Source organism: Microbacterium psychrotolerans (assembly GCF_031085295.1).
GTDB lineage: Bacteria > Actinomycetota > Actinomycetes > Actinomycetales > Microbacteriaceae > Microbacterium > Microbacterium psychrotolerans.
Genome location: NZ_JAVFWO010000001.1, coordinates 591,690 through 607,690, shown reverse-complemented (window position 1 = coordinate 607,690; position 16,001 = coordinate 591,690). Strand labels below are relative to the sequence as shown.

Here is a 16,001-nt window from a genome sequence, read left to right as displayed (position 1 = left end):
GGGAACTGTCGGGTGGAGGCGAACTGTCCGGTGGTTCGGCGGGGGTGGATGCCGGCGGCTGGGCCGCCGCTGCGCACAGACTTCGCAGAACCACGCGGATCTCGCAGAGATCACGTGATCTTCTGCGAGTTCGGCGGCAGACTGCGAAGTTCGTGAGGCGCAGTCGGGTCAGTCGAACGCGTGCTCACGCGGCCGCCTCCCCCGGGAGCACCGGCACCGACGCGGACAGCGTCGATCCCGGGATCGCCTCGATGAGCCGGCGCGTGTACTCCTCCTGCGGGGCGCCGAGCACGCGCGAGGTCGCACCCTGCTCGACGATGCGCCCGTGCTGCATCACCGCCACGCGGTCGGAGATCTCGCGCACGACGGCGAGATCGTGGCTGATGAAGAGATACGACACACCGACATCGCGCTGCACGGCGGCGAGCAGATCGAGGATCTGCGCCTGCACCGACACGTCGAGCGCCGACACGGCCTCGTCGAGCACCACCAGCTCGGGGCGCAGCGCGAGGGCGCGAGCGATGGCGACGCGCTGGCGCTGTCCGCCCGAGAGCTCGGCCGGGCGTCGAGAGGCCGTCACCGCCGGCAGCGCGACCTGGTCGATGAGCTCGCGCACGCGGCGCGCGCGCTCGGCCTTGCCGACGCCGTAGGCGCGCAGCGGCTCGTCGACCACCTCGGCGATCGTGAACCGCGGATCGAGCGATGCGAACGGGCTCTGGTAGACGAGCTGGAACCGGCGCCTCAGCGTGCGCAGCTCCTCCCGGTTCGCGGCGACGATGTCGGTGCCGTCGAATCGGATGCCGCCTGCCGTCGGCTTCTCCAGCCGCAGCGCGAGTCGCGCCGTCGTGCTCTTGCCCGACCCCGACTCGCCGACGATCGCCAGCGTCTCGCCGCGGTCGATGCGGAACGACACGTCGTCGACGGCGACCAGCTTCTCGCGTCCGGGGAGCGGGAACTCCTTGCGGAGGCCCGTCACCTCCAGGAGCGCGGGCGCACCATGATCCGCCGCGGGTCGCGGCGCGCGATCGGCCGTATGCGCGGCGCCCGACGCACCCTGGGACGAACCCGCCGGCCCGCGCAGTCCGGGCGCCGCGGCGATGAGCGCGCGCGTGTACGGGTGCTGCGGATCCTCCAGCACCGACCGCGCGGGGCCCGTCTCCACGATCTCGCCGTTCTGCATAACGATGATGCGGTCGGCGCGGTCGGCCGCGACACCGAGGTCGTGCGTGATGAGCAGCACCGCGGTGCCGAGCGTCGACGCGAGCGTGTCGATGTGGTCGAGGATCTGCTTCTGCACCGTCACGTCGAGGGCGCTCGTCGGCTCGTCGGCGATCACGAGCTGCGGCTCGGCCGCCAGCGCCGTCGCGATGAGCGCGCGCTGCTTCATGCCGCCCGAGAACTGGTGGGGGAACTGGCGCGCGCGGGCCTCGGGCTCGCCGATGCCCGCGAGGCGCAGCAGCTCGACGGCCTGCGCGTCGGCGGCGCGGCGTGTCGCGAGGCCGTGGACGACCAGCGGCTCGCCCACCTGACGACCGACGCGCTTGACGGGGTTGAGGCTCGTCGTCGGGTCCTGCGGGATGAGGCCGATGCGGCGGCCGCGCACCTCGCGCCACGCCCGCGGCGACAGCGCGGTGAGGTCGGCGCCGTCGAAGCGGATGGTGCCGGCGTCCACGGAGGCGTTCCCGGCCAGCAGGTGGATCACGGCGTGGGCGGTCGTGCTCTTGCCCGAGCCCGACTCGCCGACGATCGCGACGACCTCGCCGCGGTCGACGGTGAAGCTCACGTCACGGACGGCGGGGCGCGGCACGCCGCCCAGCGTGTACGACACCGACAGGCCGGACACCTCCAGCAGCGCGGTCATCGGATCCCTCCGTTGCGCTCGAGGGCGCGCGAGATGCGGTTGGCCGACAGCACGACCGCCACGATCACGAGCCCCGGAAGCGTGGTCAGCCACCACGCGACGGCGAGGTAGTCCCGGCCCCCCGCGACGAGCGAGCCCCATTCCGGCGTGGGCGGCGGGGCTCCGAAGCCGAGGAACGACAGCGACGAGATGGCGAGCACCATGACGCCGAACTCGAGCGCGGCGAGGGCGACGACCGGTCCCGACGCGTTCGGCAGCACGTGCCGGCGCAGCACGGTGTACCAGCGCACGCCCGAGACGCGGGCGGCCTCGACATAGACGGCGGTGGCGATCTGCAGCACCTCTGCACGCATGACGCGGGAGAAGGATGCCACGCTGGCGAGGCCGACGGCGACGGCGACGTTGAGCGTGCCGAAGCCGAGCGCCGTGATCAGGGCGAGTGAGAGCAGCAGGCTGGGGATCGCCAGCAGCACGTCCATGAAGCGCATGATCGCGTCGTCGACGAAACCACGGAGGAACCCTGCCAGCAGGCCGAACAGCGATCCGACCGCCAGCCCCACCACTACGGCGACGGTCGTCGCGGCGAGCGAGGTCGCCGCGCCGTAGACGACGCGGGCGTAGAGGTCGCGGCCGAGGTTGTCCGTGCCGAAGATGTGCTCCGTGCTCGGCGGGAGCAGGCGGTCCTGCGGGACTCCGACGATCGGATCCCACACCGTGAACCACGAGGGCACCAGCGCCCACAGCGTCACGAGCGCCAGGACGAGCATCGATGCCACGAGCGTCGGCTGCGTGAGGACGCCGACGACCGGCTTCAGCGCGAAGCGCCGGGCCGCAGCATCCCGGCGTCCTTCCTCCAGCGAAGCGGCTGCGGGGCCGCCCGCCGGATCGGCGTCGGGGTCGACGAACGCCTCGATGAACGGGTCGCGCGGCTCGATGCTGCGCGTGGGCGCGGAGAGCACGTTCTCGACGGTCATGGCTGCTCCTGTCAGGCCGCGACGAACGCCGTGCGGGCGAGCGTGATGCGACGGTCGATGAGGGGGTAGACGAGGTCGACGACGAGGTTCGCGACGACGAAGACGAGGGCGGCGAAGACGACCACGGCCTGCACGACCGGCACGTCCCGGTTGTTGACGGCGGTCACGACGAGGCGGCCGATGCCGAGGCGGGAGAACACCGTCTCGGTGACAACGGCTCCGGAGAGCAGCCCGCCGATGAGTACGCCGACCATCGTCAGCGCCGGGATCGCCGCGTTGCGGAAAGCATGGCCCAGCTGCACGCGACGCTCGCTCGCACCCTTGGCGCGCACGATCTCGACGTACGGCTGGGCGAGGGTCGACCTCAGGCTCCTCGAGAGCAGCTGCGCGATGAACGCCCCGGAGGGGATCGCGATCGTGATGGCGGGCAGCACGAGGCTCTCGAACCCCTCGTTGCCCATCGATGGGAACAGCCGCAGCCGGAACGAGAAGGCCTGCAGCAGCAGGAGCCCGATCCAGAACACGGGGACCGAGACGCCGAGGGGCGGCAGCGACGAGAGGATGTTGCGCAGCCACTGGGCGCGGGCCAGCGAGGCCGCCAAAGCCAGGATGATGCCGAAGACGACCGACAGGACGAACGCGAACGCGGTGAGTGCGAGCGTCGGCGGCAGGGATTCGAGGAGCAGTTCGGATGCCGGACGCCCGGTCTGCGTCGACGTTCCGAAGTCGCCGGTCAGCGCCTTGCCGAGCGCGGCGATGTACTGCTCCCACAGCGGGCGGTCGAGTCCGAGCTCGCTGCGCAGCTGCGCCACGAGCGCGGGGTCGATCGCCTCCTGGTCGCCGCCGCCCGCGAACAGCGTCGCGGCGTCACCCGGAAGGAGATAGAGGATGAGGAACGAGATCGTGTAGGCGGCCCACAGGACCACCAGGCCCTGCCCGATCCTCCGGGCGATGTAGCTGCCCCACATGGTCTCGCTCCTCATCCTCTCGATGCCCGTGCGGGCTCTACTCGGCGACCCAGGCGTCGTAGAAGTCCAGGCGGCTGGACGCCTCGAACGTCAGCCCCTGCACCTTCGACGCGGCCGTGATCGTGGTCGACAGCTGGTAGATCGGGATCGAGTAGCCGCCGGTGACGAGCAGACGGGCGGCCTCGTCGACGACCTTCTGGCGCTCGGCAGGGTCGATGATCGCGGCCTGCTCGTCGAGCAGCTCGTCGACGTCGGCGGGCTCGGTGCGCTTGGTGGCGTTGTTGGTGCCGCTGACCGAGAACACCGTCCGGAGCACGTCGGGGTCGGCCCGCGTCAGGTTGCCGTACGAGAAGTCGTAGGTGCCGTCGGCGTTCGCGGCCGTGACGTCGGCGATGCTCGCGAAGGTGAGCTGCAGGTCGACGCCGATCTGGCGCAGCTGCTGCTGGACGAGCTCGAGCACCTCCTTGGGCGACTGCCAGTAGGTCACGTGGAAGCTGAGCTTCTCACCGTCCTTCTCGCGGATGCCGTCTTCGCCCTCGGTCCAGCCCGCCTCGTCGAGCAGGTCGGCGGCACGCTCGGGGTCGTACTCGAGCACGTCGCTGAGGTCGGTGAAGTACGGCGTCGACGACGCCAGCGGCGAGACGGCGGGCAGGTCGTCGGGACCGAGCAGCGTCGCGGTGATCTGCTCGCGGTCGATGCCCTTCTGGATCGCGAGGCGCACGCTCTCGTCGGCGAGCTTCTCGGTCGACTGGTTGGCGTACAGGTTGTACACCGACCCGGGGTTCGCGCGGTTGAGCGACCAGAAGCCGTCGCCCTCGAACAGCACGGCGTCGGCGGTCGCAATGCCGGTGGTCGCGTCGATCTGGCCCGACTGCAGGCTGCCGGTGCGGTTGCCCGACTCGGGGATCACCTTGTACGTGATGGTGTCGAGGTATGCCTCGCCGGTGTGGCCGGCGGTCGACGGGCCCCACTCGTATCCGTCGCGGCGCTCGAGCACGGCGCCCTCGTTGGGCGTGTAGCTCTGCACCGAGAACGGACCCGAGCCGACGAAGTCGCCGAGGCACCGGTCGGCCTGGCTGACGGCGGCCGTCGCGGGCGACAGCAGGCCCAGCGAGAACGTGGAGGTCGCCTGCAGGAACTGTGCGCTGGGCTCCGAGAAGTTGACGGTCACGGTGTGCTCGTCGACCACGTCGATGCTCGCGAGGTCGGCGAGGTACGACGAGCCGAGCGTCGCCTTGGCGCCGAGGGCGACGATCGCCTCGAAGTTGGTCTTGACGGATGCCGCATCGATCGGCTCGCCGTCGGCGTAGGTCGGGCCGTCCTGCAGCGTGAACGTGAAGCTCGTGGCGTCGTCGTTGACCTCGAAGTCCTCGGCGAGCCACGGCAGGATGTCGCCGGTTTCGGGGTCCTGGATGGTGAGGGAGGCGACGGTCTGCCGTGCGATGGCGATCGCGTCGTTGTTGCCGACCTGCTGCGGGTCGATGCACTGGCTGTCGACCGAGATCGCGAAGGTCAGATCTCCGCCCGTGACCGGCTCCGCTTCGGCTGATGCGGTCGGGGCGGCGTCGCCGGCGCCGGTCGCGCACGCGGTGAGCGTGAGCGCGACGACGCCGATCGCCGCGAGGGCGGCGGTGCGGGGTCGGATGAACGACATGGGGGTCTCCAGAAAGCTGTGGCGGGCGAGCCGCGGCAGGCTGCCGGGCTCGTGGGTTCAGCGTCTCCGAGCAGCCCGGCGCACCGCGATCGGCCCTGTCACACGGCGGAAATCGAGGTCGCGGGTGTTCACACGCCGTCACGTGGCGTCATACGCCGGGTTCGCGCCCGCCTCTGCGCCGCCCGGTGCGGCACCTTCCTGCGAGCGCTGCGCAGCGCGACGCCGCGCTCGCAGGTAACTGCAGCGCTGGCGATCTCGCAGCGGAGCGCTACGGGACGACGGGAACGGCGACCCCGAGGCGCTCGGCGATCGCGCCGGCGACCCGGTCGGTCTGCCGCAGCGACAGCGAGTCGGCGGCCGGGCGGGTGAACGCGCCCGTCTCGGTCAGCGACGTGAAGGGCCCTATGGCGAACAGCGTGTCGTGGGCCGAGTCGTCGCGGCGCAGCACGCGCCCGTCGTCGCCGACCCGCACGCGGCCGAGCGACCCGTCGTAGTCGGCATCCGTCACCCGCAGCTCGCTGCCGTGCACCGTCGCCAGCTCGCGCAGCGCGTCGTTCGTGCTCCGTGCGGCGTCGGCCGCTGGCAGCCACGCGTCGACGAGCGCCCCGGCGACCGTCTCGCCCGGCACGCGCGTGCCGGATGCTGCGAACCCGCCCGGCCCGGTCGCCACGGCGATGTCGGGTCCGAGGAAGCGCACCACTCCGGCGTCCGAGAGTGCGAGCAGCTCCTCGAGGCGGTGGGGCGGCGGCCCGCTCGCCAGGTAGCTGAAGAAGGTGTGCCACCGCACGGGCAGGCTGTGCGCCCGTGACCGCGCGTTCCAGCGCTCCTTCGGGATCTCGGACAGTGCCATGAACGACAGCAGCGCGGCGATGAAGACGCCCTGCGCCGCACTGCGCTCCTGGGTGGTCCGCAGCTGGAGGTCGTCGGCGATGTGCGCTCTGACCTGCCGCTGCACGTCCTCCGCGTCGCGGAACCGCGCGTCGGCGAGCGGCCGGTCGAACGCGGCGACGTCGAACCGGTCCAGCGGATCGGGGACGACCGCGGCGATCGCCTGGCGGAGTGCGGGGGAGTCCCACGCGTGGCTGCGCAGCACGGGACGGAACTCCGCCCACGTGCTCGAGACGCGATCGGGGTGTCCGGTGAACAGCTCGCGATAGTGTCCGTGCAGCAGCTCGGCGGCCACGAGCGGCCAGACATCGCGGTCGAAGTCGATCGGGCCGTCGGAGGCGACGAGCGCCGCGACCGCTTCGGGCGTGAGCACCTCCCGCTGCGGCGGATCGCCCTGCAGCGCCGACGTCACCTTGGAGCGGTAGGGAACGCCCCGGCGCGAGCCGAGGTGCAGACGCGGCTCGCGCCCCGAGGCCAGGTAGCGCAGGGCGCCGTCCGCGCCTCGGTCGAACCGTCCGCCGCGCCCCTGCGTGAGCAGCACGACGAGGTCGACGGCGGCCAGGCCCATGCCGCGCACGATCACGTCGGCACCCTTCGGGATCACCGAGAGGTCGGCGTCCGCGGTGAACGCCGGCGGCACGTACACGAGCCCATGGCGGGCGGATGCCGCAGCCAGCGCCGCCGACGCCGGGTCGAGGTCGCGTTCGGTGTGGCCGAGGCAGTAGACGACGGCATCCGTCACGATCTCGGTGCCGCTCGCCAGCGCGACGAGGTGGCGTCCGCCGGCGGCCGGCCGCACCGAGGTCACGGCGTCGGCATGCTGGCGGATGGTCACGCCGGCCGGCGCGCTCGCCGCCGTGGTGCGGAAGAACCAGTCGAGGTAGTGGCTGTGCAGGCGCCGGGTCGGAAACCCGTCCGGACCCAGCGCCCCCGCCTCGGCGGCCGACAGCTCGTCGAGGTCGACGTCGGGCAGCCGGCCGGCGCGCCACAGCTCGACCCACTCGCTCAGCGACGGCCCGGGACGCACCGGGCCGTCGATGGTGCAGCTGTCGTCCGTGAACACCGTGACGTCGCGCGTCATGGAGTTGAGCTTGAGCAGCGGCGACTGCGCGCGGCGCCAGATGCGGCCGGCACCGGGCGGGTGGGGATCGACGAGGTCGATGTCGAGCAGTGTGTGCTCGTCGGCGCGCGCCAGCAGGCGCTCGAGGAGCATGATCGCCCGCGGACCGGCGCCGACGAGCAGCAGGCGCGCGCGGTCGGTCATCGCGCCGCGAGCGCCGGGTTCGTGACGGGCCCGGTCGCGTGCGGCGCGGGCAGGCCGAGGAGGTCGCGGAGCGTCGCACCCTCTTCGTACGACCTGCGGTACGAGCCGCGCTCCTGCAGCAGCGGCACGACCCGCTCGGCGAACTCGTCCAGGCCGTGCGGCGTCAGGTGACCGACGATCGTGAAGCCGTCCGTGGCCCGCTCCTGCACGTACCGGTCGATCTCGGCCGCGATCCGCGACGGCGTGCCGACGAACGTGGGCGTGGCGGTGAGGCGGATGACCGTCTCGCGGATGCTGAGCCCCTCGGTCTCCGACAGCTCGCGGAGCCTGGCGATGCGCGCTCGCACCGCGGCGTGCCGGTTCGCCCAGCCGCGCGCCGTCTCGGACCCGGTGTCGGGCTCGACGTCGGGGAGCGGTCCCTCGGGGTCGTAGCCGGAGAGGTCGCGCCCCCAGACCTGCTCGACGTACGTGAGGGCAACCTCGGGGCGCACCTGCTGCAGGGCGACCTGCCGTGCCCGGTCCCGCGCATCGTCGTCGGTGTCGCCGATGGCGAAGGTCGCGGCGGGCAGGATCTTGAGCGAGTCCTCCTCGCGGCCGTACCGGGCGAGGCGCCCCTTGACGTCGTCGTAGAACGCACGCGCGTCGTCGAAGCCGGTATGCAGGGAGAAGATCACCTCGGCGTGCTCGGCACCGAACGTGCGGCCGTCCGCCGAGTCTCCGGCCTGCACGATGACCGGGCGATCCTGCGGCGAGCGGGGCACGTCGAACAGTGCGTCGACGTCGAACTGCGGGCCGCTGTGGCGCACCCGGGCGGGCGCGCCGCCGTCGAGGAAGACGCCGGTCGCGGCATCCGCTCGCACGCCGTCTTGCGGCCACGAGTCCCACAGCTCCTTCGCGAGCGCCGCGAACTCGCGCGCCCGCTCGTAGCGGTCGGCATGGTCGAGGTAGCCGCCGCGGCGGAAGTTCGCGCCGTGGAAGGCGTCGGAGCTCGTCACGGCGTTCCAGCCGGCGCGACCGCCTGACAGGTGGTCGAGGGTCGCGAGCTGCCGGGCCAGTTCGTAGGGCTCGTTGAACGTGGTGTTCAGCGTGCCGACGAGCCCCACGTGCTCGGTGATCGCGGCGACGGCGGCGAGGATCGACAGCGTGTTCGGGCGGCCGAGCACGTCGAGTTCGTGGATGCGTCCCTTGTGCTCGCGCAGCCGGAGCCCTTCGGCGAGGAAGACGTAGTCGAACAGCCCGCGCTCGGCGGTGCGGGCGAAGTGCTCGAATGAGGCGAAGTCGATCTGGCTGCCCGCCGTCGGGTCGGTCCAGACGGTGGTGCTGTTGACGCCGGGGAAGTGGGCGGCGAGGTGGACCTGGCGTACGGGGCGGCTCACAGCGCGAACTCCTCTTCTCGGGCATGGCGTGGCTCAGGCTCTCGGACGTAGCGGCTCTCGGGTCGCGCGAGGTCGAGCCGTGCACGCAGGGTGACGGCGCCGTCGTCCTCGCAGAGTGTGCGCGTCGAGCGCAGCAGCGGAACGACCTTCTCGGCGATCGCGACGACGTCGGCGGGCTGGCGGGCCGGCCGCAGGCGCACGCCGTCGACGCCGGCGCCGGCGAGCTCCCGCACCGCGTCGGCGACGTGGCCGGGGGTGCCGACGATGATGCGGGCGTCGGACGCGAGAGGCTCTCCCTCCCACTCGTCGAGGCGCTCGGCGGCGCTGCGCGCCGCGGCCTCGGTGTCTTCGACCAGCACGAGCAGGTCGGCGTAGACGCGCAGAGGCGCGCCGGTGCGCAGCTCGTCGGCTGCGGCGTCGAGCTCGGAGCGGATGCCGGCGAGCCCGGCGTCGTCGTGGGGTGTGACGTAGACGAGATCGGCGTGCTCGGCGGCGAGGCGATAGGGCACCGTCTGATGCGCGAGCACCGTGAGCAGGGGACGTCCCTGGGGCGAGCGCGGCACGATGGAAGCCCCGGTGATCGAGAAGAACTCGCCCTCGAACTCGATGTTGTGCACGCGGGCGGCGTCGACGAACCGGCCGGTCGCGGCATCCCGGATGATGGCGTCGTCCTGCCACGAATCCCACAGGCGTGAGACGACGTCGGCGAACTCGCCGGCCTCGCGGAACGCCGCGACGATCTCGGGGGAGTCCTCGACCCGGCCCGATACCGGGATCGCATCGACACCCGAGGTGCGACGGCCGAAGTTGGCGCGCTCCGCGGCCGACGCACCCGCCACGAGGCGGACGCCGGCGCGCCCGCGGCTGGTGAAGTCGAGGGTCTGGATGCCCGTTGCGACGTGGAACGGCTCGGGGTGCGCGGTGGTCACGGTGGGGACGAGCCCGATGCGGCGTGTCAGGGGCGCGGCGTACGAGGCGATGAGCACCGCATCGAGCCGGCCTCGCACCCGATCGCGTCGCAGCGCGTCGGTCGACTCGAAGCGATCGGTGAGCGACAGGGCGTCCTCGATCGTGGCGAGCGCGATCCCGGCGTCGTCGGCCGTGCGCAGCAGGTCGCGCCAGTACGCGGGCGATGTCAGGTCGCGGGGGCGAGCGGAGGCCTCACGCCATGCGGCGGGGTGCCAGCCCGCTCTCTCGAGGGCGATGGCGAGGTGCACCTGGTCGGTCACGTGTTCGTCCCTTTCTCCGCGCTTCGCGGGTGGACCGCGTGCCCGGACGATGCCGGTCATCCGTGACGGCCGCGCCGTCGCCGAAGCGATCCGTCGTTCACGATCCCCTCGGCGCTGGCAGCGGTCCAGCGCCGAAGGACACGGGAGGACTCACGGCGCCAGACGGCGTAACGAAGCCGCGTAACGAACGGTGTGACGAAGCGGGTCCGCCCGGGCGGCTTCTCAGACCTGCTCGAGCACGATCCGGTTGCCGCCGGCGGTCTTGGCGCGGTACATCGCGAGGTCGGCCCGGCGGATGAGCTGGTCGGCCACGAGCTCGCTTCCGGAGGAAGCGACGGCGATGCCGATGCTTGCGCTCAGGGCCGCGGAGCCCGTCGATTCGGCGCGGAAGACGTCGAGGATCCGCTCGGCGATCTCCACCGCGTCGGACGGCTCGCCGACCTCGCACACGACCACGAACTCGTCGCCGCCATACCGGGCGACGAGGTCGGAGGCCCGCACTGCGGTCAGCAGCCGCCGGCCCACGTCGCGCAGCATCCTGTCTCCGGCATGATGGCCGAACAGGTCGTTCACGTGCTTGAAGTCGTCCAGGTCGATGAACAGCACCGCGCACCCGCGGCCGCCCAGGACCTCGTCCATCTGGCCCTCGAGCACTCGCCGGTTCGGCAGCCCCGTCACCTCGTCGTGGGTCGCGGCGTGCGCGAGCCGCGCCTGCAGGCGAAGGGTCGCGAGCGCCTGAGCGGCTTGACCGGCGAGGGCCTCGGCCAGCGGAGCGGCTTCGTCGTCGAACGTCCGCTCGTGGTGGAACCAGCTGATGAAGGAGCCGAAGTCGACCTCCTCGTGGTGCAGCGGCGCCGCGATGAACGCCCGGACGTCCGCGGCGCGCATCGCCGCACCGAGCCCGGGGATGAGGCGCTCTCCTTCCGACTCGCCCACCACCTTCACCACCCGCCGCGGTGCAGCCACCATCGCGATGAGCGCATCGACGTCGATGCGGCCGCGCAGCACGTCGGGTCCGGCGGCGATCCGGCTCGTCCCGTCGGGATTGCGCAGAAGCACCGTCGACTCCTCGGCGCGATAGGCGCGAGCCGTCGTGTCGACGAGGATCTCCGCGAGAGAGCGCTCCGTCGAGGCGGTCGAGAACGCGACGGACGAGTCCATCACGATCTCGAGGCGCGTCCGGGTGCGATCGGCGAGGGCGTACCGCCGGCGCAGATCGATCAGCGCACGGAACCGCTCGGACGCCTCCGCGAGCATGAGCACCTCTCCGGTGCCGCGACGCTGACGGGTCATCATGACCGCGCGGTCGCGCTCGCGTGCGTGGAGCATCAGCCAGGGGCCCAGCGTGGCATCGGCGGGGAGCAGATCCTCGTGCGAGTGCACGAGGAACTCGTCGATCGATCTGCCGACGACGTCGTCAGCACCGGCCCAGTCGGAGAACCACCGATTCGCCGCGACGATCGTTCCCGATCGATCCAGCCGCACGACGCCCACGGCGAGGGTCTCCGCGCTGTCTTCGTCCACTCCACCCTCCACCCCGTGCCCGTCGACAAAGCCGGTGCTGGAACCATACCGCCCACCCCCGCCGGGCGTCGTCCGAGGATGTCCGCGATCGGGAGCAGTCCGGCCAGTACAGTGCAAGCGCGGCGATCTCACGCTGCACGATTGCCCTGTCGTGAAAGGAGACGTCCATGGAGGCCGTCATCGAGAACGTCATCACGCTCGTGCTGTCCAACTTCACCGTGACGCTGTTCCTGCTCGGGCTCGTGACCGCGGGGATCGGGATGCTGCGCACTCGGCGCAGACGCGGGCGGCTCGCCGCGCAGGACGTGTGGGAGAAGCTCCTCAACCACTTCCTGCTGCTCTCGGTGGGGGTGAGCTATCTCTACAACTTCGTGATGCACAGCGTGTTCGGCGATTTCACCGCCGAGATCATCGGCTGGGACCAGAGCCCGTTCCAGCTCGAGGTCGCCTTCGCGAGCCTGGGGTTCGCGGCCGTCGGCTTCCTCGCGTTTCCGAGCCGTCAGGGGTGGATGGTCAAGCTTGCCGCCTTGCTCGGTCCTGCCCTGTTCCTCTGGGGCGCGGCGGCCGGTCACATCTACCAGATCGCGACGACCGGCAACCAGGCGCAGGGCAACGCGGGCAGCATCCTGTACACCGACGTGCTGCTGCCGGTGGTCGGCTTCGTCTTCCTGTGGGGCTACGTCGCCTCCGCGCGTCGCGAGAGGGCAGACCTGGACCGCGACGACGAGGCAGCCGACATGGTCCGAGCGTGAGGCCGCCACCCGTCGGCGGTCAGTCGCGGTCGCGCGGAGGACGCAGCCCCATCGGCATCCCGGATGCCGCGCGAGCGGCACGGTCCACGCGCTGCGTGACGTAGATGTACCAGACCAGCCAGATCGCGACGGGGATGAGCAGCAGGCCGATGAACCACGCGATCTCGCCGAGGTTCTCAACGGGATTCTGAAGCACCCACCCGGCGTTTGTGAACAGTTCGACCATGTCGTCGGCGTCCGCGGTCGCGGCGCCGCCCACGATGAGCGACGGGATCGCGAAGATGAGGATCAGCAGGAACGAGATCGCGATGCCGGCGCGCCGGTTGCGCTCGAAGTCCTCGCGTCTGGTCGACATCATGTTCGTCTCGGCGAATTCGCGCGGGCGGCGGAAGGCCGTCACCGGAAGGACGACGAACACCCAGGCGACGAGCCCGACGAGGACTCCGAGTCCATAGCCGGCGAGGAACGAGAGCAGCCAGGGATTGCCCTCCTCGGCGCCCAGCCAGTAGTGCCAGCCGTCGGGGTCGCGCGTCTCGGCGAGCACCTCCTGCACCGGCGGCAGGGCGTAGGTGATGGCGATCGTCACGGTGGATACCACCGCGGCGGCGCCAGGAATCGCCAGCATGCGGAACATGGCTCCGGCCAGCTGCCGGCCGGGAGCCCAGAGCAGCTCGATCACGGCGTATGCGGTGACGACCCCCGGCGGGATGTACATCAGGACGCCCCACACCGTGTCGCCGTGCGGGTCGCGCGCCGCTTCGAGCATGGCGATCACGGTGATCGGCACCGAGACGGCGATGAGGGCCCACGTCACCCACGACACCTCGCTGCGCCACAGGCTTGGTGGAGGCTCGGGGACGGCACGGCGCTTCGGGGAACTCACCGGGCCATCCTGCCATCCGCCCGCGGGCACCCTGACCGCGTCGGAAGGCATGTCCGGAGCACCCCGATAGGATGGGGTGTAACCGTCCGATAACGGGGGAGTAGCCCATGCCAGGCATCGTGATCGTCGGAGTCCAGTGGGGAGACGAGGGCAAGGGCAAGGCCACCGATCTCCTCGGTGAGCGCACCGACTGGGTGGTCAAGTTCAACGGCGGCAACAACGCCGGCCACACGGTCGTGATCGGCGACGAGAAGTATGCGCTGCACCTCCTGCCGTCCGGCATCCTGTCTCCCGGCGTCAACGCGGTCATCGGCAACGGCGTCGTGGTCGACCTCGAGGTGCTGTTCGCCGAGCTCGAGGCGCTGCACGCACGAGGTGTCGACACGTCGCGCCTGCGGGTGAGCGCGAACGCCCACATCATCACGCAGTACCACCGCACGCTCGACAAGGTCACCGAGCGCTTCCTCGGCAAGCGCCAGATCGGCACGACCGGTCGCGGCATCGGTCCCGCGTACGCCGACAAGATCAACCGCGTCGGCATCCGCGTGCAGGACATCTTCGACGAGAACATCCTCCGCCAGAAGGTCGAGGGCGCCCTCGACCAGAAGAACCACCTGCTGGTGAAGATCTTCAACCGTCGCGCCATCACCGTTGACGAGATCGTCGACGACCTGCTGTCGTACGCCGACCGCCTGCGGCCGATGGTCGCCGACACCGGCCTGCTGCTCAACGAGGCCCTCGACGCCGGCGATGTCGTGGTGTTCGAGGGCGGCCAGGCGACGATGCTCGACGTCGACCACGGCACCTACCCGTTCGTGACGTCGTCGTCGGCGACGGCCGGCGGCGCGGCGACCGGCTCGGGCGTCGGCCCCAACCGCCTCGACCGCATCGTGGGCATCGTGAAGGCGTACACGACCCGCGTCGGCGCCGGACCCTTCCCGACCGAGCTCTTCGACGAGAACGGCGACTTCCTGCGCTCGCGCGGCTTCGAGTTCGGCACCACGACGGGGCGTCCCCGCCGCGTCGGATGGTACGACGCCCCGATCACTCGCTACGCGACCCGCATCAACGGCATCACCGACCTGGTGCTGACCAAGCTCGACATCCTCAGCGGTCTCGACCAGATCCCCGTGTGCGTCGCGTACGACATCGACGGCGAGCGGTTCGACGAGATCCCGGTGAACCAGTCGGACTTCCACCACGCCGTGCCGATCCTCGAGTACTTCCCGGGCTGGAAGCGCGACATCTCGGGCGCCCGCACGTTCGACGAGCTCCCGATCGAGGCGCAGGACTACGTGCTCGCGCTCGAGTCCATGAGCGGCACCCGCATATCGGTGATCGGCGTCGGCGCCTCGCGCGACGCGGTGATCGTGCGCCACGACCTCGTCGACTGAGCGGGCGCCGTCCGACATGAGACTCCTGCTGGGCGGGTACACCGCCGATATGGACGGCCGTGCGAGCGGGCTCGGGATGCTGCTCGCCGGTGCGCCCGACGAGACCTCGGCGGGCGGAGCGCTCGCGTTCGCTGGGGATGTCGCAACCGCCGACTCGCCCTCGTGGCTCGCGCCGCACCCCGGCTCGCTCACCTTGACGCCGGGTGATGTCGTCTACGCGGCGCTCGAGAACCGCCGGCAGGTGCAGGCTTTCCGCCGTACGGGCGAGGCGAAGTTCGTCCCGCTCGGTGCCGCCGTCCCCGCCGGCGAGGCCGTCTGCCACGTCGCGGTGTCGCCCGACGGCCGCTTCCTGATCGCGAGCTGCTGGGGCGACGGCCGGGTGATCCGGATGGACCTGGATGCCGCGGGCCGGCCTTCGTCGCCGGTCACTACTGCTGCGACCGTCGACCCGTACGGCCCCGACGCCGCCTCCGCCCCGTCCTCGGCGGGCGACATCGACCTCGTCGCCGCGGCGCGCGCCCTGCGGGAAGCCGCCGGCGACGAGTACGCGCACCTCGTGCCCGACCACGACGTCGCGGAGGAGACCGAGCCCGGCGCCGAGGCGGATGCCGCTCGGCCCTCGCGCGCGCACCAGGCCGTCTTCCTCCCCGGCGGGCTCATCGCGACCACCGACCTCGGCTATGACGTCGTCCGGTTCTGGCGCGACGGCGGCAGCGGTCTGCGGCCGGTGCAGCAGGTGACGCTGCCCAAGGGGAGCGGCCCGCGGCACATGGTGTGGCATCCGAGCGGCCACCTCTACGTCGTGACCGAGCTCTCGTGCGAGCTGTTCGTGCTCGCACCGTCGGTCGACGGCACGTGGCGCCTCGTCGGCGGCACGCCGCTCGGAGCGGGCACGCTTCCCGGCGACAGCGCCGCCGAACTGGCCCTCTCGCGAGACGGCGAGTTCGCGTACGCGGGCGTGCGCGGCAGCAACACCCTCGCGACGCTGCGCGTTCGCGGCGCGGGCGACGAGGTGGCTCCGGTCGCTCTCGTCGATGCCGGCGTCGACTGGCCCCGCCACCACGTCGTGGTGCGCGACATCCTGCTCGTCGCCGGTCAGCTGTCGGACGAGGTGGCCTCGCTCACCCTCGACCTGCGCACCGGTGCGCCCGGCCGCGTGCGGCACCGCTCCGACGCGCCCTCGCCCACCTGTCTCCTGCCGATCCGCTGACGGTCGGTCGATCCCCGGCCGTTT

General features: G+C 71.5%; 12 protein-coding genes. 3 read left to right on the top strand and 9 right to left on the bottom strand.

Features of this window, described 5'->3' with window-relative positions:
• Window positions 1-184: 184 nt before the first annotated feature.
• The 8 genes from Q9R08_RS02570 to Q9R08_RS02535 form a co-directional block, all read right to left on the bottom strand.
• Complete coding sequence (locus Q9R08_RS02570; protein WP_308866252.1) at window positions 185-1,861, bottom strand: dipeptide ABC transporter ATP-binding protein; 1,677 nt, start codon at window positions 1,859-1,861, stop codon at window positions 185-187.
• The gene (locus Q9R08_RS02565; RefSeq protein WP_418001304.1) at window positions 1,858-2,835 is read right to left on the bottom strand and encodes an ABC transporter permease; all 978 of its coding nucleotides are present in this window, start codon (window positions 2,833-2,835) and stop codon (window positions 1,858-1,860) included. Before Q9R08_RS02565 ends, Q9R08_RS02570 begins: the two co-directional genes overlap by 4 nt.
• Before the next feature lie 11 nt (window positions 2,836-2,846).
• Window positions 2,847-3,803, bottom strand: coding sequence for an ABC transporter permease (locus Q9R08_RS02560; protein WP_308866251.1), 957 nt, complete (start codon window positions 3,801-3,803; stop codon window positions 2,847-2,849).
• 37 nt (window positions 3,804-3,840) lie between these two features.
• The gene (locus Q9R08_RS02555) at window positions 3,841-5,457 is read right to left on the bottom strand and encodes an ABC transporter substrate-binding protein (RefSeq protein ID WP_308866250.1); all 1,617 of its coding nucleotides are present in this window, start codon (window positions 5,455-5,457) and stop codon (window positions 3,841-3,843) included.
• Window positions 5,458-5,725: 268 nt separating this feature from the next.
• Window positions 5,726-7,609 carry an FAD/NAD(P)-binding protein gene (locus Q9R08_RS02550; protein WP_308866249.1) on the bottom strand — a complete coding sequence of 628 codons (1,884 nt, stop codon included), beginning with the start codon at window positions 7,607-7,609 and terminating at the stop codon, window positions 5,726-5,728.
• Window positions 7,606-8,985 (bottom strand): NtaA/DmoA family FMN-dependent monooxygenase, encoded by a 1,380-nt coding sequence (locus tag Q9R08_RS02545; protein WP_308866248.1) that lies wholly within the window; start codon window positions 8,983-8,985, stop codon window positions 7,606-7,608. The genes Q9R08_RS02550 and Q9R08_RS02545 overlap by 4 nt, the downstream gene beginning before the upstream one ends.
• Complete coding sequence (locus Q9R08_RS02540) at window positions 8,982-10,214, bottom strand: LLM class flavin-dependent oxidoreductase (protein ID WP_308866247.1); 1,233 nt, start codon at window positions 10,212-10,214, stop codon at window positions 8,982-8,984. Before Q9R08_RS02540 ends, Q9R08_RS02545 begins: the two co-directional genes overlap by 4 nt.
• Before the next feature lie 222 nt (window positions 10,215-10,436).
• Window positions 10,437-11,738 (bottom strand): diguanylate cyclase, encoded by a 1,302-nt coding sequence (locus Q9R08_RS02535; RefSeq protein ID WP_308866246.1) that lies wholly within the window; start codon window positions 11,736-11,738, stop codon window positions 10,437-10,439.
• 167 nt (window positions 11,739-11,905) lie between these two features.
• On the opposite strand from Q9R08_RS02535, the gene Q9R08_RS02530 reads away from it, so the two are divergent.
• A complete protein-coding gene (locus Q9R08_RS02530) occupies window positions 11,906-12,490 on the top strand; it encodes a DUF6790 family protein (RefSeq protein WP_308866245.1) in 585 nt (194 codons plus the stop codon).
• 19 nt (window positions 12,491-12,509) lie between these two features.
• On the opposite strand, the gene Q9R08_RS02525 is transcribed toward Q9R08_RS02530, so the two are convergent.
• Window positions 12,510-13,373 (bottom strand): hypothetical protein, encoded by an 864-nt coding sequence (locus tag Q9R08_RS02525; protein ID WP_308866244.1) that lies wholly within the window; start codon window positions 13,371-13,373, stop codon window positions 12,510-12,512.
• A gap of 107 nt (window positions 13,374-13,480) precedes the next feature.
• Between Q9R08_RS02525 and Q9R08_RS02520 the strand changes: the two genes are divergently transcribed.
• Together Q9R08_RS02520 and Q9R08_RS02515 are read left to right on the top strand one after the other, a co-directional pair.
• Window positions 13,481-14,767: an adenylosuccinate synthase gene (locus Q9R08_RS02520; protein WP_308866243.1), complete on the top strand. Its 1,287-nt coding sequence runs from the start codon at window positions 13,481-13,483 to the stop codon at window positions 14,765-14,767.
• 16 nt (window positions 14,768-14,783) lie between these two features.
• A complete protein-coding gene (locus Q9R08_RS02515) occupies window positions 14,784-15,977 on the top strand; it encodes a lactonase family protein (RefSeq protein WP_308866242.1) in 1,194 nt (397 codons plus the stop codon).
• Window positions 15,978-16,001 lie beyond the last annotated feature (24 nt).